This window comes from Streptomyces sp. NPDC047453 (genome assembly GCF_040643155.1).
Classification (GTDB): Bacteria; Actinomycetota; Actinomycetes; order Streptomycetales; family Streptomycetaceae; genus Streptomyces.
On sequence record NZ_JBEYTS010000012.1, the window covers coordinates 4642 to 28319 of the forward strand.

At 73.2% G+C, this 23678-nt stretch carries 22 protein-coding genes; 7 read left to right on the forward strand and 15 right to left on the reverse strand.

The genetic code is table 11. The features are described from left to right. Positions 1–215: 215 nt before the first annotated feature. Together ABZ818_RS13695 and ABZ818_RS13700 are read right to left on the reverse strand one after the other, a co-directional pair. Entirely contained in the window at positions 216–1019 is an 804-nt protein-coding gene (locus tag ABZ818_RS13695) for a VOC family protein (protein ID WP_361413633.1), read from the reverse strand. 146 nt (positions 1020–1165) lie between these two features. Further along, positions 1166–1957, reverse strand: a complete 792-nt coding sequence (locus ABZ818_RS13700; RefSeq protein ID WP_361413636.1) for a SigB/SigF/SigG family RNA polymerase sigma factor — start codon at positions 1955–1957, stop codon at positions 1166–1168. Between the two features lie 417 nt (positions 1958–2374). On the opposite strand from ABZ818_RS13700, the gene ABZ818_RS13705 reads away from it, so the two are divergent. The 4 genes from ABZ818_RS13705 to ABZ818_RS13720 all read left to right on the forward strand — a co-directional run bounded on the left by ABZ818_RS13705 (position 2375) and on the right by ABZ818_RS13720 (position 5255). Further along, entirely contained in the window at positions 2375–2830 is a 456-nt protein-coding gene (locus ABZ818_RS13705) for a MarR family winged helix-turn-helix transcriptional regulator (RefSeq protein ID WP_361413638.1), read from the forward strand. Then, entirely contained in the window at positions 2827–3690 is an 864-nt protein-coding gene (locus ABZ818_RS13710) for an ATP-binding cassette domain-containing protein (RefSeq protein ID WP_361413640.1), read from the forward strand. The genes ABZ818_RS13705 and ABZ818_RS13710 overlap by 4 nt, the downstream gene beginning before the upstream one ends. Next, positions 3650–4510: an ABC transporter permease gene (locus ABZ818_RS13715; protein ID WP_361413643.1), complete on the forward strand. Its 861-nt coding sequence runs from the start codon at positions 3650–3652 to the stop codon at positions 4508–4510. Before ABZ818_RS13710 ends, ABZ818_RS13715 begins: the two co-directional genes overlap by 41 nt. Positions 4511–4724: 214 nt before the next feature. Continuing rightward, positions 4725–5255 carry a hypothetical protein gene (locus ABZ818_RS13720; RefSeq protein ID WP_361413646.1) on the forward strand — a complete coding sequence of 177 codons (531 nt, stop codon included), beginning with the start codon at positions 4725–4727 and terminating at the stop codon, positions 5253–5255. A gap of 57 nt (positions 5256–5312) precedes the next feature. On the opposite strand, the gene hemC is transcribed toward ABZ818_RS13720, so the two are convergent. Next, on the reverse strand, positions 5313–6248 hold the full coding sequence (gene hemC / locus ABZ818_RS13725) for a hydroxymethylbilane synthase (RefSeq protein WP_361413649.1): 936 nt from the start codon (positions 6246–6248) through the stop codon (positions 5313–5315). A gap of 108 nt (positions 6249–6356) precedes the next feature. After that, positions 6357–7343 (reverse strand): ATP-dependent DNA ligase, encoded by a 987-nt coding sequence (locus ABZ818_RS13730; RefSeq protein WP_361413652.1) that lies wholly within the window; start codon positions 7341–7343, stop codon positions 6357–6359. A gap of 207 nt (positions 7344–7550) precedes the next feature. Between ABZ818_RS13730 and ABZ818_RS13735 the strand changes: the two genes are divergently transcribed. Next, complete coding sequence (locus tag ABZ818_RS13735) at positions 7551–8522, forward strand: TauD/TfdA family dioxygenase (protein ID WP_361413655.1); 972 nt, start codon at positions 7551–7553, stop codon at positions 8520–8522. 30 nt (positions 8523–8552) lie between these two features. Here the strand turns inward: ABZ818_RS13735 and ABZ818_RS13740 are convergent, their stop codons facing one another. The 3 genes from ABZ818_RS13740 to ABZ818_RS13750 form a co-directional block, all read right to left on the reverse strand. Then, a complete protein-coding gene (locus ABZ818_RS13740) occupies positions 8553–10055 on the reverse strand; it encodes a metallophosphoesterase (RefSeq protein ID WP_361413658.1) in 1503 nt (500 codons plus the stop codon). A gap of 85 nt (positions 10056–10140) precedes the next feature. Next, the gene (locus ABZ818_RS13745) at positions 10141–11334 is read right to left on the reverse strand and encodes a glycoside hydrolase family 64 protein (RefSeq protein ID WP_361413660.1); all 1194 of its coding nucleotides are present in this window, start codon (positions 11332–11334) and stop codon (positions 10141–10143) included. Between the two features lie 188 nt (positions 11335–11522). Then, positions 11523–12143, reverse strand: coding sequence for an L-threonylcarbamoyladenylate synthase (locus ABZ818_RS13750; protein ID WP_361413663.1), 621 nt, complete (start codon positions 12141–12143; stop codon positions 11523–11525). A gap of 1464 nt (positions 12144–13607) precedes the next feature. Here ABZ818_RS13750 and ABZ818_RS13755 point away from each other — a divergent pair. Beyond that, entirely contained in the window at positions 13608–15104 is a 1497-nt protein-coding gene (locus ABZ818_RS13755; protein ID WP_361413666.1) for a helix-turn-helix domain-containing protein, read from the forward strand. A 282-nt stretch (positions 15105–15386) separates the two neighbouring features. On the opposite strand, the gene ABZ818_RS13760 is transcribed toward ABZ818_RS13755, so the two are convergent. From ABZ818_RS13760 to ABZ818_RS13790, 7 genes are all read right to left on the reverse strand, one after another. Then, positions 15387–16625 carry a cytochrome P450 gene (locus tag ABZ818_RS13760; RefSeq protein WP_361413668.1) on the reverse strand — a complete coding sequence of 413 codons (1239 nt, stop codon included), beginning with the start codon at positions 16623–16625 and terminating at the stop codon, positions 15387–15389. Further along, positions 16622–17860 carry a cytochrome P450 gene (locus ABZ818_RS13765; RefSeq protein ID WP_361413671.1) on the reverse strand — a complete coding sequence of 413 codons (1239 nt, stop codon included), beginning with the start codon at positions 17858–17860 and terminating at the stop codon, positions 16622–16624. The genes ABZ818_RS13760 and ABZ818_RS13765 overlap by 4 nt, the downstream gene beginning before the upstream one ends. Further along, positions 17857–18459, reverse strand: a complete 603-nt coding sequence (locus ABZ818_RS13770) for an ATP/GTP-binding protein (protein ID WP_361413674.1) — start codon at positions 18457–18459, stop codon at positions 17857–17859. Before ABZ818_RS13770 ends, ABZ818_RS13765 begins: the two co-directional genes overlap by 4 nt. Continuing rightward, positions 18434–18793 (reverse strand): DUF742 domain-containing protein, encoded by a 360-nt coding sequence (locus ABZ818_RS13775; RefSeq protein ID WP_361413676.1) that lies wholly within the window; start codon positions 18791–18793, stop codon positions 18434–18436. The genes ABZ818_RS13770 and ABZ818_RS13775 overlap by 26 nt, the downstream gene beginning before the upstream one ends. Next, entirely contained in the window at positions 18790–19212 is a 423-nt protein-coding gene (locus tag ABZ818_RS13780; protein ID WP_361413679.1) for a roadblock/LC7 domain-containing protein, read from the reverse strand. The genes ABZ818_RS13775 and ABZ818_RS13780 overlap by 4 nt, the downstream gene beginning before the upstream one ends. Beyond that, positions 19209–21146 (reverse strand): ATP-binding protein, encoded by a 1938-nt coding sequence (locus ABZ818_RS13785; RefSeq protein WP_361413681.1) that lies wholly within the window; start codon positions 21144–21146, stop codon positions 19209–19211. Before ABZ818_RS13785 ends, ABZ818_RS13780 begins: the two co-directional genes overlap by 4 nt. A 245-nt stretch (positions 21147–21391) precedes the next feature. Beyond that, positions 21392–21877 carry a TIGR00725 family protein gene (locus tag ABZ818_RS13790; RefSeq protein ID WP_361413684.1) on the reverse strand — a complete coding sequence of 162 codons (486 nt, stop codon included), beginning with the start codon at positions 21875–21877 and terminating at the stop codon, positions 21392–21394. A 186-nt stretch (positions 21878–22063) separates the two neighbouring features. Here ABZ818_RS13790 and ABZ818_RS13795 point away from each other — a divergent pair, with 186 nt between their 5' ends. Then, positions 22064–22504, forward strand: coding sequence for an Lrp/AsnC family transcriptional regulator (locus tag ABZ818_RS13795; protein ID WP_361413686.1), 441 nt, complete (start codon positions 22064–22066; stop codon positions 22502–22504). 21 nt (positions 22505–22525) lie between these two features. Here the strand turns inward: ABZ818_RS13795 and ABZ818_RS13800 are convergent, their stop codons facing one another. Then, a complete protein-coding gene (locus ABZ818_RS13800; RefSeq protein WP_361413689.1) occupies positions 22526–23638 on the reverse strand; it encodes a PP2C family protein-serine/threonine phosphatase in 1113 nt (370 codons plus the stop codon). Positions 23639–23678 lie beyond the last annotated feature (40 nt).

A 23678-nucleotide genomic window follows, 5' to 3' on the forward strand; every position in this document is an offset into this window, starting at 1 on the left:
GCGCGCGGCGTTTGTGTCGGTCTGTGGCTGGTGGCCGGGATGGGTCGGTCGTTCAGGCCTCGCGGCGGGATGTCACCGTGAACTGGGCGCCGTCCGGGTCGCGGGGTACGGCCTTGTCGGGGCCCTCGCGGGACGCTGTCGGCGTGGATCTTGGCGGCCGTGGGCGCGCGGCGTTTGTGTCGGTCTGTGGCTGGTGGCCGGGATGGGTCGGTCGTTCAGGCCTCGCGGCGGGATGTCACCGTGAACTGGGCGCCGTCCCGGTCGCGGAGTACGGCCTCGTCGGGGCCCTCGCGCAGGACGCTGCCGCCGTGGACCTCGGCGGCGCGGGCGCAGGCGGCCACGTCGGCCACGCGGAAGTGGATCTGCCAGTGCGGGCGGATCGTGGGGTCGGGCGCCTCCTCCAGCGCGCCGGACTCGATACGCGCCACGACCTCGCCGTGGCTGCGCAGCACCACCTCGTCGCGCTCGTAGCGGACCTCGCAGCAGCCGGGCCGCCGTGAGGCCCAGTCCAGGACCTCGCCGTAGAAGATCGCGGCGTCGAAGGCGTCGCGCGTGTGGAGCCGGATGAAGGCCGGCGCGGCCTTGCGCCAGGTCTCCCAGTCCGTGAAGAGGTCACCCTCCCAGATCCCGAAGGTCGCGCCGTCCCGGTCGGCCAGCAGCGCCGCGCGCCCCGGCGGGAAGGAGATCGGGCCGACCGCGGCCGTACCGCCGCGTTCCTGCACCCGTGCGACGGCCTGGTCGGCGCTGGGCACGGCGAAGTACGGCGTCCAGGCGACCGCCATCTGCCACATGGTGGCCACCGCGCCGATCCCCGCGACCGGTGCGCCCTCCGCGAGCGCGATGCGGAAGTGGTCGCCGAGTCTGGCGGGACGCCACTCCCAGCCCAGCACCGCCTGGTAGAACTCCTCCGTGGCCTGGAGATCGTGGCTGGTCAGGCTCACCCAGCAGGGCGCGCCGCACACCGAGTGCGTGGAGATGACGTCGGGGGAACTGCCGGAAGGTGTCCTGTCGTGGTTCATGGCCCGTCCTGGTGGTGTCAGACCGGTTTCCACCAGCCTGACACCAGTGTCCGACCGGCGCGCGGAAGACGCCTGCCGAGTACCCGCCGGACGCCGCCGAAACGGCGCGGGACACGGCCGCCCCGTCGGGCGAGCCGCGGCGAGGCTCACCCGGCCTCGGCGAGCAGCTCCTCGCGCAGATGGGCGAAACACCCACTGAGCAGGCGCGAGACATGCATCTGCGAGATGCCCAGCTGCTGCGCGATCCGGCTCTGCGTCATGCCCCGGAAGAACCTGAGGTACAGGATGGTGCGCTCGCGTTCGGGCAGCGCCTCCAGACAGGGCCGGACCGCCACCCGGTCCACGACCAGGTCGAACCGCGCGTCGGCCTCGCCCAGCCCGTCGCCGAGCGCGTAGCCGTCCGTACCGGGGACCTCCGCCTCCAGCGACAGCGCGGCGAAGCAGTCCAGGGCCTCCATCCCGGTGTGCACGTCGCTCACGCTCAGTTGCGCGTACTCGGCGATCTCGGCCACGGTCGGCGTCCGGCCGGGCGTGGTCTGCGCCAGCTCCTTCGTGGCGCGCCGTACCCGGTTGCGCAGGTCCTGCACCCGGCGCGGCACGTGCAGCGTCCACATGTGGTCGCGGAAGTGCCGCTTGATCTCCCCGGTGACCGTCGGCACGGCGTACGCCTCGAACGCGTAGCCACGCGCCGGATCGTAGTGGTCGACGGCCTTGACCAGGCCCAGCGCGGCCACCTGGTACAGATCCTCCAGGGCCTCGCCGCGCCCGCGGAACCGTACGGCGATCCGCTCGGCCATGGGCAGCCACACCTGTACCAGCTCGTCCCTCAGCGCTTTGCGCTCGGCGCCGTCGGGCATGCGGGCGAGCCGCTCGAACGCCTCGGCGGTGTCGGGGGCGTCGTCGTGCGGATGGGTCTTCGTTCTGCCGGTGGTACGCATGAGCTGCGCCTCCCTCAGCAGGTGCTGGATGGACGGACACCTTGGGAGGGGCGGGGCTCGGACCGGACGGAGATGAACATCGGGGCCCGGCGCGCCGGCTCCCACGGACGTGCCTCCTGTCCGAAGCACTGGACTCGGGATTCCCGAAGTCGGCGATTTCAAAACTGTTCCGGGAATGCGGTGACGGTATGCGACCGCACGAATATCAATTGTTGTCCAGAATCCGGAGAATCGCCACCGGAGGAAATGCGTGCATTTCCATGGCGGTGCGAATGCGGAAGCGCCCGCCGGTTCCGTGCCGTGCCGGAGCCGCCTCCGTACCCGCCTCCCGCCCGCCTCCGCCCCCGCCTGCCGCCGCGGCATCCTTGACCGGCTTTTTGGGGTGATTACCTCTACTACAGAGGTAATCTGGCGGACGTGACCCCGGAGACCTTCCCCGAAGAGCTGGCCGACGCCCTTGTCGGCGTCCAGCGGCTGATCCGCCGCCGGCTGCGCGCCGGGATGACCGTGCCCCGGCTGCGCGGCGCCGAGAACGAGCTGCTGCGCCTGGTCGAGGGCCGCCCCGGCATAGGCGTCTCCGAGGCCGCCAAGGAACTGCACCTGGCGGGCAACTCCGTCTCGACACTGGTCAACCAGCTCGTCCGGGACGGTCAGTTGATCCGTGAGACGGACCCCGCCGACCGGCGGGCCGCGCGCCTGCTGCTGACGGAGGTCGCCGGGACCCGCCTGCGTGACTGGCGGGAGCGCCGCGCGGCACTCGTACGCCATCAGGTGGACCGGCTCGACGAGGCGGACCGGGACGCGCTGCGCGCGGCGATCCCCGCCCTGCGCAAACTGGCCGAGAACCTGCACGAGGAGGCCGATCGCCCATGACCCGGAACGCTGCCGCCGAGCCGGCCGACGACGCCGTCGCCTGCACCCGACTCGCCTACGCCTTCGGCGACACCAACGCCGTCGACGGCGTGGACCTGTCCGTGCGCCCGGGCGAGGTGTTCGGGCTGCTCGGTCCGAACGGCGCCGGGAAGACCACGGCGATCCGCTGCATCACCACCCTCCTGCCGGTCCCCTCCGGCATGGTCCGCGTCTTCGGCCACGACGTCGCCTCCGACCGCATGGCGGTACGCCGCCTGCTGGGCTACGTCCCGCAGCAGCTGTCCGCCGACGCCGCCCTCACCGGCCGGGAGAACGTCACCCTGTTCGCCCGCGTCTTCGACGTCCCGCGCCGCGAACGCGCCGACCGGGTCGCCCAGGCGCTGGCCGCGGTAGGTCTGGCCGACGCCGCCGACCGGCTGGCGAACACCTACTCCGGCGGCATGGTCCGCCGCCTCGAACTCGCCCAGGCCCTGGTCAGCTCACCCCGCCTGCTGATCCTCGACGAGCCGACGATCGGCCTGGACCCGATCGCCCGCACCGGGGTGTGGGAGCACATCGGCGTCGTCCGCGCCGCCACCGGCATGACGGTCCTGGTGACCACCCACTACATGGACGAGGCCGACACGTACTGCGACCGGGTCGCCCTGATGCACCGCGGCCGCATCCGGGCCCTCGGCACCCCGGCCGAACTGCGCGAAGGGCTCGGCGAGCGCCTCCGCTCCCAGGGCGCCCCGGCCACGGACCCGCTGCCCACGCTGGAGGACGTCTTCCGCGACGTGGCCGGCAGCGGCCTCGACGACACCTCAGGAGGCTTCCGCGATGTCCGAAGCACCCGCCGCACCGCGCACCGCGTCGGCTGACGCCGTCAGCGCCGACGACATCGGGCTGTTGCTGCGGCCCCCGCAGCCCCGCGCCGGCTGGCGGCTGCTGCCCGCCCGGGTCGTCGCCATGTGCGCGGTGGAGCTGCAGAAGCTCCGCCACGACCGCACCGAGCTGTACACGCGCGCCGTGCAGCCCGCCCTGTGGCTGCTGATCTTCGGTCAGACCTTCACCCGCATCCGGGCGATCCCCACCGGCGGCATCCCGTACATCGACTTCATGGCACCGGGCATCATCGCCCAGTCCGCCATGTTCATCGCGATCTTCTACGGCATCCAGATCATCTGGGAGCGCGACGCGGGCGTCCTCAACAAGCTCCTGGTCACTCCGACCCCGCGCTCCGCCCTGGTCACCGGCAAGGCGTTCGCGGCCGGGGTGAAGGCGCTGATCCAGGCGATCGTCGTGATCGTCATCGCCGCCCTGCTCGGCGTGGCGCTGACCTGGAACCCGCTGAAGCTGCTGGGCGTCGCCGCGGCCGTCGTCCTCGGCTCGGCGTTCTTCGCCTGCCTGTCGATGACCATCGCCGGCATCGTGCTCAGCCGAGACCGGCTGATGGGCATCGGGCAGGCGATCACGATGCCCCTGTTCTTCGGCTCCAACGCCCTCTACCCGGTCGCCGTCATGCCCGGCTGGCTCCAGGCCGTCAGCAAGGCCAACCCGCTCAGCTATCAGGTCGACGCCCTGCGCGGGCTGCTGCTCGGCACCCCCGCGCACCTCGCCACCGACTTCGCCGTCCTCGTGGTGGCCGCCGCGCTCGGCATCACCGCGGCCTCCACGCTGCTCGGCCGGCTGGCCCGCTGACGACGCCCGGCGGACCGCCGCCCGTGCCGCCCGTGGGAGTGATGTGCGGCACGCCTCGGAGGCCGCCTCGACGGACCGCCGGCGAATTCCTCCTGTCCACGGCTTGATCAGCGATCAAAGACGGCGAATTCCCCGGCCACGGCGCATTCCGCACATTTGACAGTGCGCTGAGCGCGCGGATAGGAAGCAGCTCTTGGAAGTCGAGAGGTGCATTGTGTACGAGCCGAACGTGGTCGGGGACTGGCAGGAGTACGAGGAGCATGCCGGTCTGCGCGTCCGCGTCCACCGCCTGGAGCGGTCGGAGCCGCCGAGGGGGCGCGACGAGGCCGCCGAGGGTCTGACGTACTTCCGCCTCCGCGTCACCGTGGAGAACCGCGGCACGCGGCGTTTCTGCGTCCACCTGGAGGACGGGCAGATCGACGTGCGGATCGGCCCCGACGGGGAGGGCGCGTTCGTCGACTGGCGCAACTCGCAGTTCGTCGAGGGCTTCGACGTCTATCCGCTGCGCCGGGTCACTGCGGTGCTGTACGCGGCGGGGCCGGAGGCCGCCCTGTCCCAGATCGACGCGCAGATCCAGCTGCGGGTCGACGACGAGTGGACCTCTCGCGCGCTGTGGACCGGCTGTGTCGACGGGCACGAGGAGTCCGCCGGGACCGGCACGCCCGCGGCCGGCGGGCAGGGCGGGCTGGCGCACCAGATCAGCACCTTCCTGCGCGACCAGGCAGGACCGGGAACCGCGGGCTGATCCCGCCGCCGTTCCGTGGGCCGTCGTGCCCCGCCGGGCTCCGGTGCGCCCGCGTCGTCAGTGCGGGATGCCGTCGATGATCTCCCGGGCGCCCTGGCGGAGCAGGGCGACGGCGACCGATGTGCCGAGTGTGGCCGCGTCCAGCCGGCCCGCCCACTCGTGGGCGTTCAGCCGGGTCTTGCCGTCGGGGGTGAACACACAGGCCCGCAGCGAGAGTTCCCCACCGCCGTCGACGTGCGCGTACCCGGCGATCGGGCTGTTGCAGTGGCCCTGGAGCACATGCAGGAACATGCGTTCCGCGGTGGCCGCGCGATACGTGCCGGGGTCGCCGAGCGCGCCGACCGCCTCGATGAGTGCGCCGTCGCCCTCCCGGCACTGCAGGGCGAGGATGCCCGCGCCGATCGGCGGCATCATCGCCTCCGGGGACAGCACCTCGCTGGCGACGTCCGCACGTCCGATGCGCTCGAGTCCGGACACGGCGAGCAGGAGCGCGTCCGCCTCTCCCGCGGCGAGTTTCTCCAGCCGCCGGTTGGCGTTGCCGCGGAACGGCACGCACTCGAGGTGCGGGTGGGTGGCCGCGAGCTGGGCGATGCGGCGCACCGCGGACGTGCCGACGCGGGTGCCGGCCGGCAGCTCGTCCAGGGTGAGCCCGCCGGGGTGGACGAGGGCGTCGCGGACGTCGTCCCGCTTCAGGAACGCGGCGAACGTCGTACCGGCCGGAAGCGGCCGGTCGGCGGGCACGTCCTTCAGGCAGTGCACCGCGAGGTCGGCCTCGCCGGCCAGCAGCGCGGCGTCGACCTCCTTGGTGAAGGCGCCCTTGCCCTCGACCTCGGACAGATCCCCCAGCCACTTGTCGCCGGTGGTCCGCACCGGGACCACCTCGGTGCGCACACCGGGGTACGCGGTGGCCAGTTCGGCGCGGACCCGTTCCACCTGGGCGAGTGCCATGGGGGAGTCACGGGAGACGATACGGATCAGTTCGGGGACGGACATGCGGGACACAATAGACCTCGGCGCGGGCGCCCGGTGCCGCTGTCGGTCGCCGGTGTACGGAACTTGACGCCCTGTCACCTGCCCCGGGCCCGCGCTTCTCCCGGTCCGTCACCCCTCCAGGTCGTCGGGCAGGTCCACCACCGCGGCCTCCTCGGGAGTGAGGTCGGGGCGCAGCCGCAGCCAGGAGGGCTGGCGCAGCATCCCCGCCCGGGTGCGCACGCTGTAGCGGACCTCGCCGACCAGGCGCGGCAGCACCCAGTGCGCCCCGCGCACCGCCGGTACGGGGTCGAAGGGGCACGCGTCGGTCGCCAGGACCGCGAGCAGCGCGGCGAGCTCGGACCTTTCCGCCTCGCTCCAGCCGGTGCCCACACTGCCCACGTAGCGCAGCCGCCCGCCCGCGCGCCGGCCCATCAGGACGGCGCCCGGCAGGCCTGTCAGCCGCCCCTTGCCGGGCAGCCAGCCGCCCACGAGGACGTCCTCGCTGCGCATGTTGCGGATCTTGATCCAGGCCCGGGAGCGCACCCCCGGTTCGTACACCGAGTCCAGCCGCTTGCACATCAGGCCCTCCAGGCCGTGCTCGCGGGTGGCGGCCAGGGCCTCGGCGCCGTGGCCGACGACCGCCGAGGGCGTCGACCAGTACGGACCCGTCAGGCCGAGGTCCTCCAGGCGCTCGCGGCGCCGGACGTAGGGAAGCGCGAGCAGCGGGCGCGCGCCCAAGTGCATCACGTCGAACAGGACGAGGTGGACGGGGACCTGGGCGGCCCTGCGCGCTGCCCGGCCGGGGGCGTGGGCCAGCCCCATGCGCCCCTGGAGCAACTGGAAGCTCGCCCGGCCCTGCTCGTCCAGCGCCAGTACCTCCCCGTCCAGGATCGCGGGCGTGGCGCCGAGCACCCGGCCGAGGGGCCGCAGTTCGGGGTAGGCGGCGGTGATGTCCTCACCGGAGCGGGCCCGCAGCAGCAGCCCGCCGTCACCCGGCAGATAGGCCACCACGCGCTGGCCGTCCTGCTTCGTCTCGTACGCCCACCGCGCGTCCTGAGCGGCCGGCGGGAGCGGGCCGGGCGTGGCCAGCATGGGCGGGATCAGCGGCAGGGTCACAGCAGAGATGTCGACGAACCGACATGCCGCCACGCGCGTAGGGCGGCACTTTCCCCTGAACGGGTTCCGTGCGGCTGAAAGGGTTCCCCGCGGCGGCCTGTGCGCCGCGGCCCTGCCGCGGACGGGGGAGCGGAGGCCCTGTCGCCGGGGGTGGAAAACGCTGTCACGATCGGCGGAGACCGTTACGACGACCATCGGAGCGCGCGGATGACGACGGACACGGGCACAGCGGGCGGGCGCGGGGCCGGCGGGATCGAGGTGAGGCCGGTCGCCGGGTACATCGGGGCCGAGATCACCGGAGTGGATCTGGCCGGAGGGTTCGACGACGCCGTGGCCGCGGAGATCCGTGCGGCGGTACTGCGCTGGAAGGTGGTGTTCTTCCGCGGGCAGCGGCTGGACCACGCCTCCCACGTGGCCCTCGCCCGCCGCTTCGGCGAGCCGGTGGTCCTGCGGCGTCGCGGTGGTGCGTCACCGCCGGACGTGCCCGAGGTGGAGACCACCGCGGACCGGCTGGAGCTGGGCGGGCGGTTCGGCATGGACCACGAGGAGTGGCTGCGGCGCCGCCGGCACACGCTGCTGCGCGGCTGGCACTGCGACCACGGCGCCCGCGCCGACCCGCCGGCCGCGACCATCCTGCGCGCCGAGTCCGTCCCGCCGTACGGCGGCGACACCACCTGGTCCAACCTGGCCGCCGCCTACGCCGGGCTGTCGGAGCCGGTGCGCGCCTTCGTCGACGGGCTGCGCGCCGAGCACCGGCTCGGGGTCGGCTACCAGCCGCGGCCCGGGGCCGACGCGTACGTCCGCCACCTGATGGGCCATCAGATCGTCACCGTGCACCCGCTGGTACGCGTCCATCCCGAGACGGGCGAGCGGCTGCTGTTCGTCAACGGCTACTACGTCGAGCAGATCGAGGGCCTCTCCCGGGCGGAGAGCGCGGCGATCCTGGAGATGCTGCTGGAGCAGGCCGTCCGGCCCGAGTACACGGTCCGGTTCCGCTGGGAGCCGGGCAGCGTGGCCTTCTGGGACAACCGGGCCACCATCCACCTGGCACCCGGCGACAGCGCCCATCTCGGCTTCCCGCGGATCATGCACCGGGTGATGCTCGCCGGTGACGTACCGGTCGGAGCGGACGGCAAGCCGTCCGAGCCGGTCACCGGCAGTGAGCCGGGCCGCTGGTGACCGGTTCGGGCGGGGCCGGAACGCCGGCGGTCAGGTCAGGGGGATGGTGACCTCGTCCTCGACGGGCGGGGCGATCTCCTGGGCGCGCCCGCCGGTCGCCGCGAAGCAGCGCAGCCGGACCGCCTCCCCGGTGACGTCCAGACGCAGGAACGACTTGAAGAACGGCGGGCTGTACGTCGCCGAACTCGGCGAGAACAGCTGGGTGTAGAGCTCGCGCACCGGAAGGCGGAAGCGGGCCCGGCGCTCCGGGCGGCGGCCGGCGCCGAGCAGGCTCGCCACCAGGCGGACGCGCCGGGTGACCCGTACCGGCGCGCCTCTGGGACGGACGGACGGGATGCCGAGCCGCTCGGCGACGACGGCCATCGCCTCGGCCTCGCTGATCGTGAGGAAGCGGCGCAGCCGCAGCCGGCGGGCGTACACCCTGCTGTAGAAGGCCAGGGAGTCGCCGCGCAGCGGATAGCAGCGGAAGTCCGACTCGGTGACGTTCGCGACGGAGACGCGCGGGATGGTGTGGGTGGCGTGCATGAACGCGCCCCCGCCGCCGGAGACGACGTACTGGACGGTGCGGCCGTCCACGTCGACCGGATAGCGCTGGTAGTTGTGGATGTCGCCGCCGATCGCCGCCACATAGCGGTGGGCCGGGTCGCGCACGATGTCGTCGACGGTGCCGCCGCCCTCGATGGGGCAGGGATGGTGCTCGCCGTCCACGTACAGCGGCGATCCGGTGAGGAGGATCTTCGGGCGGGGCCCTCGCGAGACCTCCCGCAGCCAGGCGCCCTGCTCGGCGTCGATCGTGCCGAGCAGACCGGTGTCGATGCCGACGATCCGCAGCGGACCCGCGTCGATCGCCCAGTACGGGCCCGGCTGGACGGCCTGTTGACCCGGTTGCGACCTCAACTTCCGAGCCGCGGCGAAGCGTTGCTCGTCCACCGGGCGCGGCCGGTGCCACAGCAGCGCACGCCACCAGGCACGGCCGAGCGGCCGGGGCCTCGGCTCGGGCGGCAGCGGCGGGGCGTCGTCGCAGAAGACGCGCATGAAACCGCCGAGGTCCTCGTACCAGTCGTGGTTCCCCGGTATCGCGTAGATCGGCGCCGGATAGTCCTGGTACGGGCGGAAGAACTTGGTGCCGTAGTCGTCGGTGCTCCCGACGGGATAGATCACGTCACTGGTGATCACGGCGAACGACGTTTCCCGACCGGCCTGCAGAAGGCCGGGTACGACGGCGTACTGCGAGTCGTCGCCCGCGCCGGTGTCCCCGATGACCAGGAAGGAGAAGCGGTCCCCCTCCGGTCGCCGTACCACCTTGTCCGCCGGGGCGCCGGCAGCCGTCCGCTGCGCCACCCAGCGGTCCCGGGTGCGGCCCGTGGGGTCCCCGAACCAGGAGGCGACCACCCCGTTGCGGGCGGCCCACAGGACGCGCGGGTCGAGCCAGGACAGCTTCCGCACCCTGGCGGGGAGTAACTGCCGGTACGTTCCGGGTTCGACGCCCGTCCAGCCGGCGCCTTCGACGGTATCGCGTGAGGAGTCAGACACGCGGTGCACCGTAACAATGATCATGCCCTGTGTACGAGAGGGGTCCGGCGATCGAGCGCCGGACCCCTCCGTGGTCAACTCGGTGCTAATCCAGGGGATCGAGGGTGAGGTGGGCCTGCTGCGGATCGCCGTCGTGGACCAGGGACTCCTGGTTGCCGACGTCGTCGAAGGCGAACGCGTAGGCCTTGGAGTCGGCCATCCGGTCATGGATGATCCGCGCGTAGTGGTTGGTCACCGAGTCCTGGTAGAAGTTCGCCGCCGTGGCGTCCGGCTGGTCGGGGTTCACCAGGAGCGTGGACCGGTTGAACGCGGCGCACAGGGTGCGGGAGATGGGCCCGCGTACCGCGTCGTTCGGGGCGTCCAGCAGTTTGTGGCAGCCGAAGACACTGTCGGCGTCCGGCTTCTGGAAGCTCGTGATGACGGCGCCCGAGGCGTCGGTGAAGTTCATGACGCCGCCCGAGACCCGGCCGTAGTAGCGGGTGCCGGGCTGGTCCCCGAACGGGGTGACGGTGAGCGTGGTGCCGGCGTACTTCTGCCAGACCCGGTTGACGTAGTCGTCCATCACGCTGCCCGGCAGGGCGCCGTTCTCCATGCCGTGCCCGGGGGAGAGCGCTCGCAGCACGGTGCCGTCGGACCGGGTCTGGATCAGACCGCCCCAGCCGCCGGGCTGCGCGCGCAGGGCGTCGAACACGGCGCGGTAGCCGCCCGGCTTGAGGCGGCCGGTGTTCACGGTGCTCCCGTCGGCACGCCGGACACCCACCGAGTACGGCACCGAGAACATGTCCACCTGGGTGCTGTTGAGCCACAGCCCGGCGTCGTTCAGTGTGTACTCGGACCAGTTGAAGAGGATGTCGTGGTTGGGGTCGCTCGGGTTCTGCACGGCGGGCTGGACCAGTCCGCCCGTGGTCAGCCTGAAGTCGAGTTTCTCGCCGTAGGAGAAGTAGATCCGCCCGGAGAACTTGGGGATCCGGATGGTCGCCGGCTGTCCGGCGGCCGGCCCGGGGATCGAGGCGTCGGGGGCGGGAGTCGGCGGGTTCCCGCCCGCCGGCCACGGGTGGAAGGCGCCGTTCGCGTCGGCCCAGCCCTGCTGGCCGGTCGCCAGGGACGTGCCGATGTCGTAGATGTACAGCTGCTCGCCGCGGGCGGAGTTGTTGGTCACCTCCAGCGGGATCGTGTCGGGCACCGCCGCCTCGGCCGGGGCGGGGGCACCGAGTCCGAGCAGCGCGCCGACGAGGGCCGTCGCCCCTGTCGTCGCGAGCACCTTGAGTCTGCTGAGCATGCTCCACCTCCGTGGGGGGTTGGGGGATACGGAGTTGGGTGGTCCGTACCTGAAGTGAGAGCGCTCTCAGAATCCCGTCTAGGGTGCGTACATGTCAATCAAGACTGTGGCGCGGCACGCCCCCGGGCACCTCGCGGCGGTGGCGGACGCCCGTCACCGCCGACCGCCCGCCCAGCGCGCAGCGCTCCTTATTCGAACCGGGAGGTGTCGCCCGCTCCCCGCCGTACGATCTCCGCCTCGCCGCCGGAGAAGTCGACGACCGTGGTCGGCTCGGTGCCGCAGTCGCCGGAGTCGACCACCGCGTCCAGCACGTGGTCGAGCCGGTCCTTGATCTCCCAGCCCTGCGTCATCGGCTCCTCCTCGTCGGGCAGCAGCAGCGTGCTGGACAGCAGCGGCTCGCCGAGTTCCGTGAGCAGGGCCTGGGTGACGACGTGATCGGGGATGCGCACCCCGACGGTCTTCTTCTTGGGATGCTGCAACATGCGCGGCACCTCCCTCGTGGCGGGGAGGATGAAGGTGTAACTGCCGGGCGTGGACGCCTTGATGGCGCGGAAGACGTCGTTGTCGATCCGCACGAACTGACCGAGCTGCGCGAAGTCCTGGCACATCAGGGTGAAGTGGTGCCGGTCGTCCAGCTGCCGGATCGTCCGGATCCGCTCGATGCCGTCCCGGCTGCCCAGCCGGCAGCCCAGGGCGTAGCACGAGTCGGTCGGATACGCGATCAGCGCGTCGTCGCGCACGCTGTCCGCGACCTGACGGATCGCACGCGGCTGCGGATTGTCGGGGTGCACGTCGAAATACTTCGCCATCCGTCGAGCTTATGCCGAACCCCACCCACCACGACGCAGGCCCCTGCCAACGGCCCCTGCGCGCCGCCCCACCGCTCGGCGCCCCACCCGCACCCGACAACGCTCCGGCCGCATGCCCCACCCGCGCCCGCCCGGTCAACACCGCGCCACCGGCGCCCCTTGCACGGAGGCGCCAGTGCCGCCCGCTCCGCACTGTGCCGCTCGCGCGGGCTGCGGGGGTGCATCGGCGAGCCTGAGCTGCCAGTCGCGCCTCGCCACGTCGCACCGTGCAGACGGCGATTGGCTGCCGCGCCGCCGGCGCCCCGGCGCTCGCACCGCGCCAAGTCGTCGGGCCGCCGTCCACCCTGTGCACTGCCGCAGGCGCTGCGGTGTCAGCGGCGGCTGTGCCCATTGCGCGGCGCCGCTCGCGCGGGTTGCGCGGACTGCGCCGTTGGGGCAGAGGTGTCCGCACCGCACCGCGGGTGCTGAGCTGCCCGCGTATCGGCGCCTTGGCGCTCGCGTCGCGCCGAGCTGCGTCGTGTCACCGGTCGCAGCGCGTCACACCGTGCCGAGCGCCCGCCGTGACGTGCTGTTGATGTTGTGCCGTTGGCGCCGGCCGCGCCTCTTGTGCGGCGGAGTCTGTGTCGAGCTGTCCGTGCTGTCTGCACGGCACTGCACTGGGCGCTGTGCCGTCCGCGCAGGCTGCGCCGGCGGGCTGAGCTGTCCGCTCCGTGCCGTGCGCGCCGCACCGAGCCGCGTTGCTCTGTCCGCGCCGCACCACCGGAGCTGGGCTACCCGCGTACCGGCGCTCGCATCTCGCCCAACCGCCCCGTGTCACCGGCCGCGGTGACGTGCCGTTGGTGGCGCCTGCGCCGAGCGGTCTGTGCTGTCTGCACGGCACCGCTCTGCGCGCTGTACCGCCCGCGCGGGCCGCGGAGGCGGCGCCGGCCGGGTTGGGCTCTACGTGCCGCAGCCCGCACTGCACCGCGTTGCTGTGCGTGCTACGCCGCTCGCGCGGGTTGGGCCGCGTCGGTGGGCTGAGCCGCCCCCACCGTGCCGCGCGCCCGAGCCGTGCCCGGCGCCTGCCCGCCTCATGCCCGCCTCGCGCCCGGCACCTCGGCGCCCCGCCAAGCTCCCGGCGTCCCGCCAGACTCCCGGTGTCCCGCCAAGTTCCAGGCGCCCCCCCCAAGCTGCCCCGTTCCGGCGGAGTCGTACCCGCTTCGAATTTGTAGGCGTACTTCCTGGGAACGGGGGAAGCAGCGTTCTCGTGTCGCTCGGGAGCTGTCCCCCCGGCCTCGGGCGCGTGGCTTCGCCGGTTGTTCACCACCCCCCCCGTGAACCGCCGGCGAAGCCGCCCTCCTGACCGTTCGTCCGGTCGTGCGACGTGCCCGGGGCCGGAGTGAAGGGGCACTGCCTGGTAACGTCCAAGATCGGAAACGCCGAGGTCAAGGCCACGGACAGGCGACGGACGAGGAGAGGGCCGACATGGCCGGGCGAGAGGACGGGACCGCCGGACCCCCGGGACGGGACGACCGGGCGTCCTGGGCCGAGGGGCTCCTCGACCAGTTGCGACCGACCGGACGGGACGTGCGCAAGGTCGTCGCCTGGCTCGCCGCGTCCGTGCACGGGACCGGCTGCCTGCTGGACGGCACCGGCACCCTGCTCGCAGGGGAGCCGCTGGCCCTGGACGAGGACCTGGTCGAGGACGTCGTCGCCGGCCGGTTCGCCTCCGCCGCGCTGGAGGACCGGGGACACCACGTCCGCCTGGTGCGCGTGGGAGGCCCGCATCCGGAGTCGGCCCGGGTCCTGGCCGTCTCCCGCGCCGAGCCCTTCGACCGGCAGGCCGCCGAGATGGTCACCCACACCGCCGGAGTGCTCGAACTGCTGCTGCGGGCCGACGAGTCGACCGTCGCCGGGCACCGGCTCGAAAAGGCGACGGCGGCCCTGCGACTGGCGATCCTGCAACTGCTGATGGTGGAGGACACCGTCTCGGCCCGCCGGGTGGCCGCGGGGCTGTGGCCCGGACTGCTCGACACGGACGCCGCCTGGGTCTACGTCGTCGAAACCCACCGCGAAGGACGCGACCGGCTGGCCGCCGAGTGCCTGGACACCACCGGGGAACGAGCCCTGGTGGTGCTCTGCCCGGCGGTGGACGAGCACGTGATCGTGCTCGCGCCGCTCGAGACCGACGGCCGCAACCTGCGTTCGCTGGTCGGCGCGCGGCCGCGCACCTTCCTCGGCGGCAGCACCCGGCACGGCCTGGCCCGGACCGCCACCGCGTACGGGCAGGCCGTGAGCGCCCTCGCGGTCGCCCGGTTCCGTCCGGAGGGGGCCGCCGTGTACGCCGAGCGCAGCCACCCCGAGCGCCTGATGGACCCCGAGGCGCTGCGCGCCTGGTCCGCCCGGCTGCTGCGGCCGCTGGACACACTGGCGCACCACACGCGCGCCGAACTGCTCGCCACCACCAGGCTGGGCCTGGAGTTCACCGCCGTGAGCGCGGCGAAGGTCCTCGGGGTGAGCCGCAACACGGTACGGGCCCGTATGGAGCGGGTGGAGGGACTGGTCGGCGCGGACTTCGGCAGGCTGACCGACCGGGCCGCCGTCCACCTCGCCCTGAACACCCAGGCCGGCCTGGACCACCAGCCGGCCGTCGGCCCGGCGCCGTGGACGGGCGCGGTACGCCTCGGCGACCTGCTGACCGGCCCCGCCCTGCGTACCTGGGCACGCGAGCTCCTCGGCCGTCTGGCGGCGGACGCGCGGGACCTGCGCGGCACCCTGCGCACCTGGATCACCGCCGGCGGAAACGCCGAGCGCGCCGCGCAACTGCTCGGCGTGCACGCGCAGACCGTCCGCGAGCACGTCCGCGGGGTGGAGCCCGTCCTGGAACGCCAGCTCCTCGCCGCCGGCAGCGACCTGTACGAGGTCGTCCTGGCCCATGTGGCGGTGGGCGACCTCGAACCGCCCGCCCTCGGCGCGGAGTGAAGCGGGCATTCCGGACTCACTTGTGCACGGTTGAGCCCTCCACCGGGCCGAAGGGGCATCGGCGCAGTACCCAACGGCTGCCCCGTACACATAGGTTCGACGAGCCGCGGACACGGGACCGGAACGGGGGACCGGTCCCGTGCCGTCGGGCGCCCGGGCGCAGGTCAGCGCACCGCACGGCGCCCGGACACGGCGAACTCCGCGCCGCGGGCCGCCCCCAGCAGTCCTGGGGGCGGCCCGCCACCGAGCACCGCGCCCCGACGCCGCGGGAGCGCCCGGCACTCAGCCGTCCAGTCGCACCGGCACCTCCTGCCAGCCGAAGGCGATGAAGGACGGCACCTGGCGCAGTTCCTCCGCGTCGACGGCCAGACGCAGACCGGGGAAGCGGTCGAAGAGGGCGGGCAGCGCGGTCAGGGCCTCCATACGGGCCAGCGGCGCCCCGATGCACCGGTGCACGCCGATACCGAACCCGAGGTGGTCGTCGGCACCGCGCGCGGCGTCGAAGACGTCGGCGTCCGGGCCGTAGTGCGCGGGGTCCAGCCCGGCGGCGGCGTAGGTCGTGATGATCGCGTCCCCCGCCGGGACGGTGACGTCGCCGACGGTCAGGTCGCTCACCGCGAACCGCAGGGGCAGGGACGCGATGGACGGGTGCACGCGCAGCGTCTCGTCGACGACCGCGTCCCAGCCGGTCTTCCCGCCGCGCACCGCCTCCACCTGCCCGGGGTGGGTGAGCAGCGCGACGATCGCGTTGCCGATGAGGTTGACGGTGGTCTCGAAACCGGCGCCGATCACCAGCAGCAGCGTGTAGAGCAGTTCCTCGTCGCTGAGCCGGTCCCCGTCCCCGTCCCCGTCCCGGACCCGGATCAGCTCGGTGGTCATGTCGTCGCCCGGGTGCTCGCGCTTGTGGGCGATCAGCCCGCCCAGCACCGCACCGATCTGCCGCTGCACGAACGCGGCGTGCTCCGGGCTCGGATCGGAGGTGTCCATGATGGCCGCGACCAGCCGCGAGGTGTCCTCCCGCAGTTCGTCCGGCACACCGAACAGCTCGCAGATCATCCGCAGCGGCAGCGGATGCGCGAACCCCTGCCGGAGGTCCACCACCTCACCGCGCGCCCCGGCGGCCGCCAGCTCCTCCAGCAGCTCCGCCGTGATCGCCTCCACCCGTGACCGCATCGCCTCGGTGCGCCGGTGCGTGAAGCTCGGCGCGACCAGCTTGCGCAGCCGCGCGTGGTCGGTGCCGTACGTCGACAGCATGTTCACCACACCGACCCAGCCGAGGATCCAGCCCCACGAGGGGTTCTGGCCGACCTCCGGCCACTGCCTCCAGTGCTTGCGCGGGTCCTTGCTCACCCGCGGGTCGAGGATCAGCTCCTTGAGGGTGTCGTAGCCGGTGGGCGCCCAGGCGGGGATACCGCCGGGCAGTTCGACGGGCACGATCGGGCCGAGGGCGCGCAGACGGGCGCTCTCGGCGGCGATGTCGGCCCCGAACGGGTCGAGGGCGATACGGTCGGTCACGGTCACGGCGACTCTCCAGGCTGGTCGGGGGAGCGGGGGCTGAACCGCACGGGCAGGGACGTCAGCGAGCGGTGGAACGGGCCGGGCCGCCAGGTCAGCCGCTCGCGGGGCAGGACCGGCTCCAGGTCGGGCAGCCACTGGGTGAGCCGCTCGATCGCCTCGGTGGCGATGAGCAGCGTGGGCTGCTTGACCGGGCAGGCGTGCGGGCCGGCCGACCACGAGAGGTGCGAGGCGTCCTTCGGGTGGCGGCCACCGGTCGCCTCCCGCTCGGCGAAGTGGGCGAGCGCTCCGTACGAGACCACGACCGGAACGGCGGCCCGGATCCAGACCCCGTGGAAGGTCGTGGACCGGCGGGCGAAGTGGATGCCGTAGTTGGCCAGGGGGGTCTCGTGGTGCAGCACCTCCACGACGGCGTCCATCACCGGACGGGCCCCGCTGGTCAGGGTGGAGTAGTAGTCGGGGTTGCCGAGGATGCGGGACAGCGCGTTGGACACCAGGTTCGCGGTCGGCTCGTGGCCCGCGCCGAGGGTGAGGAAGACCTGCCAGGTGACCTCCTCCGGGCTGAGCCCCGCCGGGTGGTCGAGCAGCAGGCTCGGCAGGTCGTCGCCGCGCCGTTCGGTCTTCGCGGCGATCAGCTCCAGAACGTAACCGGCATACTCGGCCTCGCCCTCGGCCGCCTGGTCGCCGCCCTCCATCATCTTGCCCAGCGCCTCGTTCAGGCGGTCGCTCGCGTTGTCCGGCAGCCCGAACAGGCTGTTGAACACCAGCGCCATCAGCGGGCGCGCGAAGTCGGCCACCAGGTCGGCCTCGCCGCGCGGTCCGACCCGGCCCACCAGCAGGCGCACCGCCCGGTGCACCCGTGCCCGCAGGTCGTGCGGCTCCAGGCGGTCGAAGGTGTCGATCAGCGAGGTGCGGTAGCGGACATGGGCGGCGCCGTCGGCGAACAGGGTGTTCGGCCGCCAGCGCATCATGCCGAGGACCGGCGAGTCGTCGGGGACGGTCGCCTCCCACGGCCGCGGGTCGTGCGAGAACGACTCGGTGTCGTGCAGCAGGTCCAGGGCGGCCCGCCGGTCCGTGACGACGTACGCGGGTACGCCGGGCGCGAGTTCGGCCCAGCCCACCGGGCCCTGGGCGCGCAGGGCGGCGTAGTAGCGGTGGGGGTCCAGGGCGAACCCGTCCTCCCACAGCCGTACCGGAGCCGAACGCGAGAAGGCCCGCTGGGCGGGGGAGTGGCTGGTCACCGGCGCTCCGAGGGGTGGTCGATCAGATGCTGGACCAGAGCGAGCAGCGCGTCGATCGAGGAGTCGGCGTCCCGGGCGTCGCACGTCACCATCGGGGTGGCGGGCTCCAGGTCCAGGGCCGCGCGCAGCTCCTCGTCGCTGTAGTGGCTCGGCGAGTCGGGAAACGCGTTGAAGGCCACCGCGTACGGCAGTCCGCTCTCCTCCACCAGTCCGAGCACGTCGAACGAGGCGTCGATGCGGCGGCTGTCCACGAGCACGAGCGCCCCGAGGGCGCCGTGGGTGATGTCGTCCCACAGCGGGCGGAACCGCTCCTGTCCGGGTGTGCCGAACAGGTACAGCACGATTCCGCCGGGCAGGCTGATCCGCCCGAAGTCGATGGCGACCGTGGTGGTCGCCTTCTCCCGGACCCCGGCGAGGTCGTCCACCCGCGCGGACGCCTCGGACAGGGTCTCCTCGGTGTGCAGCGGGCGGATCTCGGAGACGGAGTCGATGAGGGTCGTCTTGCCCACTCCGAACGGGCCCGCGACGATGATCTTCACCAGGTCGCGGGCGGTGTCGGGCAGGTGGATGCCGCTAGTGCTTGAGGGCGCGGAGGCCATCGGCCACTCTCTTCAGCAGGTCGGGGTCGAACCGTTCGGCGGGCGGGATCGGCGCGCGCGCCAGCACCAGGTTCCGGTCGATCAGGTCGCCGGCCAGGACACGGAGGGCCGAGACCGGCAGTTCGAGCAGCGCCGCCGCCTCCACCACTGTCAGCGAACCGTCGTCCAGGACGTCCAGCAGGGCCAGTTGGGCGGCCGGCAGGCCCGCGGGCGCGGACCCGCCGACGGCGGTGAGCACCGACAGCCGCTCCAGGTGCGGTCGGCTGGGCCGGGCCGTGCCGCCGGTCGACAGGTACGCGGGAACCAGGGGACGGCCGCCACGGCGGCCGGTCATGCCGGCGCGCCGCCGTCGGATCCTCTGGCCGCGGCGGCCATCGCCTTCTCGCCCATCCGTGCCACCTGGGAGTGGACGCGGTGCGCCAGAAGGTCCAGGCGAACCTCCGGATCCCCGTAGGCGGCGACACACGTGCCGTGGTCGGTGGGGACGATCAGGACGTAGCCGTGGTCGGACTCGACGACCACCTGCCGCACCTCGGCCCGGTCCTGGTCCGCGAACGCCGCCGCCGCGGTGCGGCACGCGCCCTGCACGGTGCTGGTGATGGCGGCCACCCGCTCCGCCGAGGCCTGCGAGAGCGCGTCGGTGTATCCGGTGGCGAGTCCGTCGCGGGTGAGCAGGACGGCGGCCACGACATGCGGCACCTCGAGGATCGGGTCCAGCACCCATGCCGTGTCGCCTGCCTGACGGCTGGTCATCGAGCCGCTCCCTTTTCATGGTCGTTGTGTTCGTTCTCGGCTGCGCCCGCGTCGCGCGGGCCCCCTGCCGCACCTGGGCCGCCCCGGTGTTCCGGCCCGACCTCCCCCGCCCCGTCCCGAGCCGAGTCCGTCCCGGCGGACAGGGTTCGGGAGTCCGGCGCCTTCGCCGCGGCGGACCAGTGCTCGGCTTCCCCGGGTCCTCGCGGGGCGGTTCCGCCGTCGGTACCGGGGCGGTCGTGTGCGGCGGGCTCGACTCCCTCGGGCGCCGACCGCCCTCCGAAGGCCCGACTCTCGGCGCTCGCGGGCCTTCCCGCGGCGTCCGCGGGCCTTCCTTCGGTGCTCGCGGGCCTTCCCCCGGCGTCCGCGGGCTTTCCTTCGGGATTCGCGGGCCATTCCTCGGCGTTCGTGGGCTTTCCCCTGGCGGGTTCGCCGTCGTCGGCCGCCGGTGTCCGTGCCGCGCGTCCGGCCCCGGCGCGCGCGGCCACCGGGTCGGCTGCGCCGCGGGCCGCCGCCGTCGCGGACTGCAGACCGCCGAGCACGGCCGCGGCCTCCTCCGGCGTGCGCGCCGAGAGGTGCGGGCCGGACACCGTCGTGGGCGGCGCGGTACGGCGCGAGCGGCGGCGGCGCTGCGGCAGACCTCCGCCCGTGTCGTGCGGAGCCCATCCGGCCGGGGCGGCGGGCTGCGGCTCGCGGCCCTGTTCCGCGGCGTGGGAGTGCGCGGTGTCCGCACCGCCCGGTGCCGGGGCCTGGCGGTGCTCCGCCGCGGTCTCCCGCGGCGCGGTCCGGCCGCGCGAGGAAGGGGACGCGGGCCGCGCGCTCGCCTCCTGGTGCGGATCCGTGGTCTGGTCCGGCGCGGTGGGTTTCAGGGTCGAGCGGGGCGCGCTGGCCGCCGGTGGCCTCGCGGCCGGGTCGATACGGGTGAGCAGATGGCTCTCGACCCGCAGGACCGCGCGCACTCCTCCGTAGGGCGAGGGCGAGGACACGTCGACGCCCAGGTCGAACTGCCGGGTGAGCTGCCCGATCGCGGCGAGCCCCATGCGCGGCGGGTCTCCGAGATCGGTCAGCAGGATCGGCTCGCCGCCGGCCACCAGCCGCTGCGCGCGGGCCCGTTCGTCCTGTGTCATACCCAGACCCGCGTCGTCGACGGTGACGCAGACCCCGTGGTGGACGTGTTCCAGGTTGACCAGGACATCGGTGTCGGGCGCCGAGTGGCGCAGGGCGTTGTCCAGGAGTTCGGCGACGATGAGGGCGACCGGCTCGACGGCGTGCGAGACGAGCGCGGTGCCCTCCTGGAGATGGTTGTGCACCCGCACCCGGTGGTAGCCGGCGAGCCGTGCCTGGCCACCGGTCACCGCGTCCACCAGGTGCGACTCCTCACGCGCCAGCCCGACCCAGGCCCCGCACACCACCGCGGCGACCTGGGCCCGGCGCAGCGACTGCTCGTTCTCGTGGTCGAGCGTGAACAGGGTCTGCGCCAACTCGGGGTCGTCGTAACGCTGTTGCAGGCCGCGCAGGGCGTCCTGCAACCGGTACAGGGCGGCCTGGATCTCCCGGGTGGCGCCGCGCATCCCGGCCTGGGCGGCGGAGTCGATCCGGGTGCGCTGGGCGAGAAGTTCGGTGCGCAGGGCGCTCAGCACGCCCTCCATCGCGACGCCCGGCGGTGTACCGGTGGTCCCCGGCTCCAGCGGACCGGGCACGACGACGTGCGGATGCGCCGTCTGCCGGGCGGCGGCGGGGATCCGCTCCGCCGCCAGATGTTCCACCTCGGCGGTCAACGTCCCTTGTGCATCCTCCAGTTGCTGGAGCAGGGCGGCGATCCGGTCGCGTTGGACGGCCTGCCGGCGCCGGGATCGCAGCAGGCCGCCGCCGAGGGCGAGGGCGGACAGTGTCCCGGCGGCGAGACCACCGGCCACCAGGTCCGGCATTTCGATCATGGGAGGCGGTTCCAGGGGACGTCGGGAAGGGCTGGGTCCGCGACCCTGCCCCGAGGCATTCGGAGCACCGTACACGCTGTCATCGACCGAACTCACACGGTGGGCGACAAGTTTCTTACGAAACCGTTCAGTTGCCGTTCCTTTCCAGGTCAAGTGTCTGAATTGCCCGTCATTAAAGAATAGTTGATGTGCTGTCAGATAACTCAAGGCCGCAGGCTCAATCGGGCCTCAGCCTCAATCGGGCCTCAGCTCACTCGAGTTGAGGGCAGGACCGCCTCGACGGCCTCCGCCGGTGTCGCCACCTCGACCGGTCCGTGGATCCCACCGGTGGCGGACGGCGCGTCCGGCAGGGCCCAGCTCTCCAGCAGCGCGACCGGCTTGCCCGCCCGCAGGGCCAGAGCCACCTCGCTGAGCGTGCCCCAGCCGCCGCCCACCGCGACGAGCGCGTCGCAGGTGTTCACGAGCAGCCCGTTGCGCAGCTCGCCCAGGCCCGTCGCCACCGCGAGGCTCAGGTGCGGGCTCCCCGCGGCCCGGTCCCGGCCCGGCAGCAGGCCGACGACCGTACCGCCCGCCGACGTCACACCCTGCGCGCACGCCTCCATGACCCCGCCCAGGCCCCCGCACACCACGACCGCTCCTTGCCGGGCCAGCAGCACACCCACCTGCCGAGCGAGTTCCGCCTCCCGCTCGGAGGCCTCTCCGGGCCCGGCGACGGCTACACAGGGACGCATACGCCCATGGAACGGCCCTCGAACCCCGTCGGCAAGGCAGGCGCCGGCCATGCGACGAAGACCCCGACACCCCGAGCAGGACGTCGGCGCGCACACCGAGATCTTCGCCGCCGCCCTGGCCGAACTGTACGGCTGACGGCAGGGCCTACGCTGGGGCGATCCGGCCGGAGAAAGAGAGCGACGCACGTGGACGAGATCGACCGGGCCATCCTGCGAGAGTTGCAGACCGACGGGCGTATCGCGTACGCGGACCTCGGCCCCAAGGTCGGTCTGTCCGCGTCCGCCGCCCGCCAGCGGCTCCAGCGCCTGCTGGACTCCAAGACCGTCCAGGTGGTCGGCGTGACCGATCCGATGGCCATGGGCGGACAGGCCATGGCACTGCTCGGCATCGGCGTGGACGGCGACCCGCGGGCGGTCGCCGACGAACTGGCCGGGCGCCCCGAGGTGGTCTACTCGGTGCTGACCTCCGGCGGATTCGATCTGTTCGCCGAGGTGGTCGCGCCCGGCCCGAGGGACCTGCTGGACTTCGTCAACGACGTGGTCCGTCCCATCGAGGGCGTCCGGCAGGTCCAGTCGTTCCCGTACTTCGGCATCCACACCCACCGGTTCCTGTGGGACGTGGGCTGACCGGCCCGCCCCCGGCCGGGGTCAGCGGCCCTCCGGCGGATGGGGCGCGAGCACGAGCATCGTCACGTCGTCGCTGAGGGTGCCGCAGTGCGCGAGGAGGTCGGCCATGACGTGGTCGGCGAGTTCGGCCGGGTCGACGGCGGCCAGCCTGGGCAGCCGGTCGAGCAGGGGGTAGAACTCACCGGCCGCGTCCCTGGCCTCGGTGACACCGTCGGAGGCGAGGAACAGCACATCACCGCGGCGCAGGGGCAGGACATGCCCGCCGCGCCGCGGGACGCCGTCGGGCAGGCCGAGACCGAGCGGGGTCCACGGCACGAGGCCGACCTCCTCGGCGTGCCCGTCGCGCAGCAGCACCGGCGGGGGATGGCCGCAGGTCACCAGCCGCACCGACCGCGCGTCCCCGTCGAACTCCAGCAGCACGGCCGTCGCGAACAGCTCCGCGTGCCGCACCTCCTGCGAGTCCACCACCAGCCGGCGGTCCAGGGCGGCGGCCACCCCCGGCAGATCCGTCCGGTCGAGCACCGCCTCCCGGAAGCTGCCGAGCAGCGCGGCGACGGTGGACACGGCGGCCAGGCCGTGCCCCTGCACATCGCCCATGACCGCCCGCACCCCCTCGGGCCCCCGGCGCACGTCGAAGAAGTCCCCGCCGACCAGCGTGCCGCGCTGCGCGGCCCGGTACAGGCCCGCGCACCGCACCGGACCGACCTGCTCGGGAAGCGGCGGGACGACGGCACGCTGCGCGGCCTCCGCGACCGTGCGCTCCAGGTCCAGCTGCGCGTCCCGGCGGCTGCGCACATAGGACAGGAACACGCTCAGCACGGCGACGAAGGTGACGGTCTCCAGGTCGGTGTTGCCCGGCCGGTTCAGCTGGAAGGCCGGCACGCTCAGCAGGGTCACCACCGTAGAGCCCAGCAGCGCGGTCGCCACCGGCCCGTACGACAGCACGGCCAGCGGCGGTATCGCGCCCAGCAGGAAGCCGATGTCGAGCGGGTTCGGACTCAGCAGCGTGACCGCGCACACGAAGACGACCAGGACGACCGGCAGCGCACGTACCCAGCGGGGCGGCGGGGCGCCGCGCAGCCAGCCGCGCCGGTGCGGGTCCCGACGCCGGACCGGGGCAAGCAGCTTCACCACATGACCACGCTGCTACGCCGGACCCGGTACCGCACGCCGG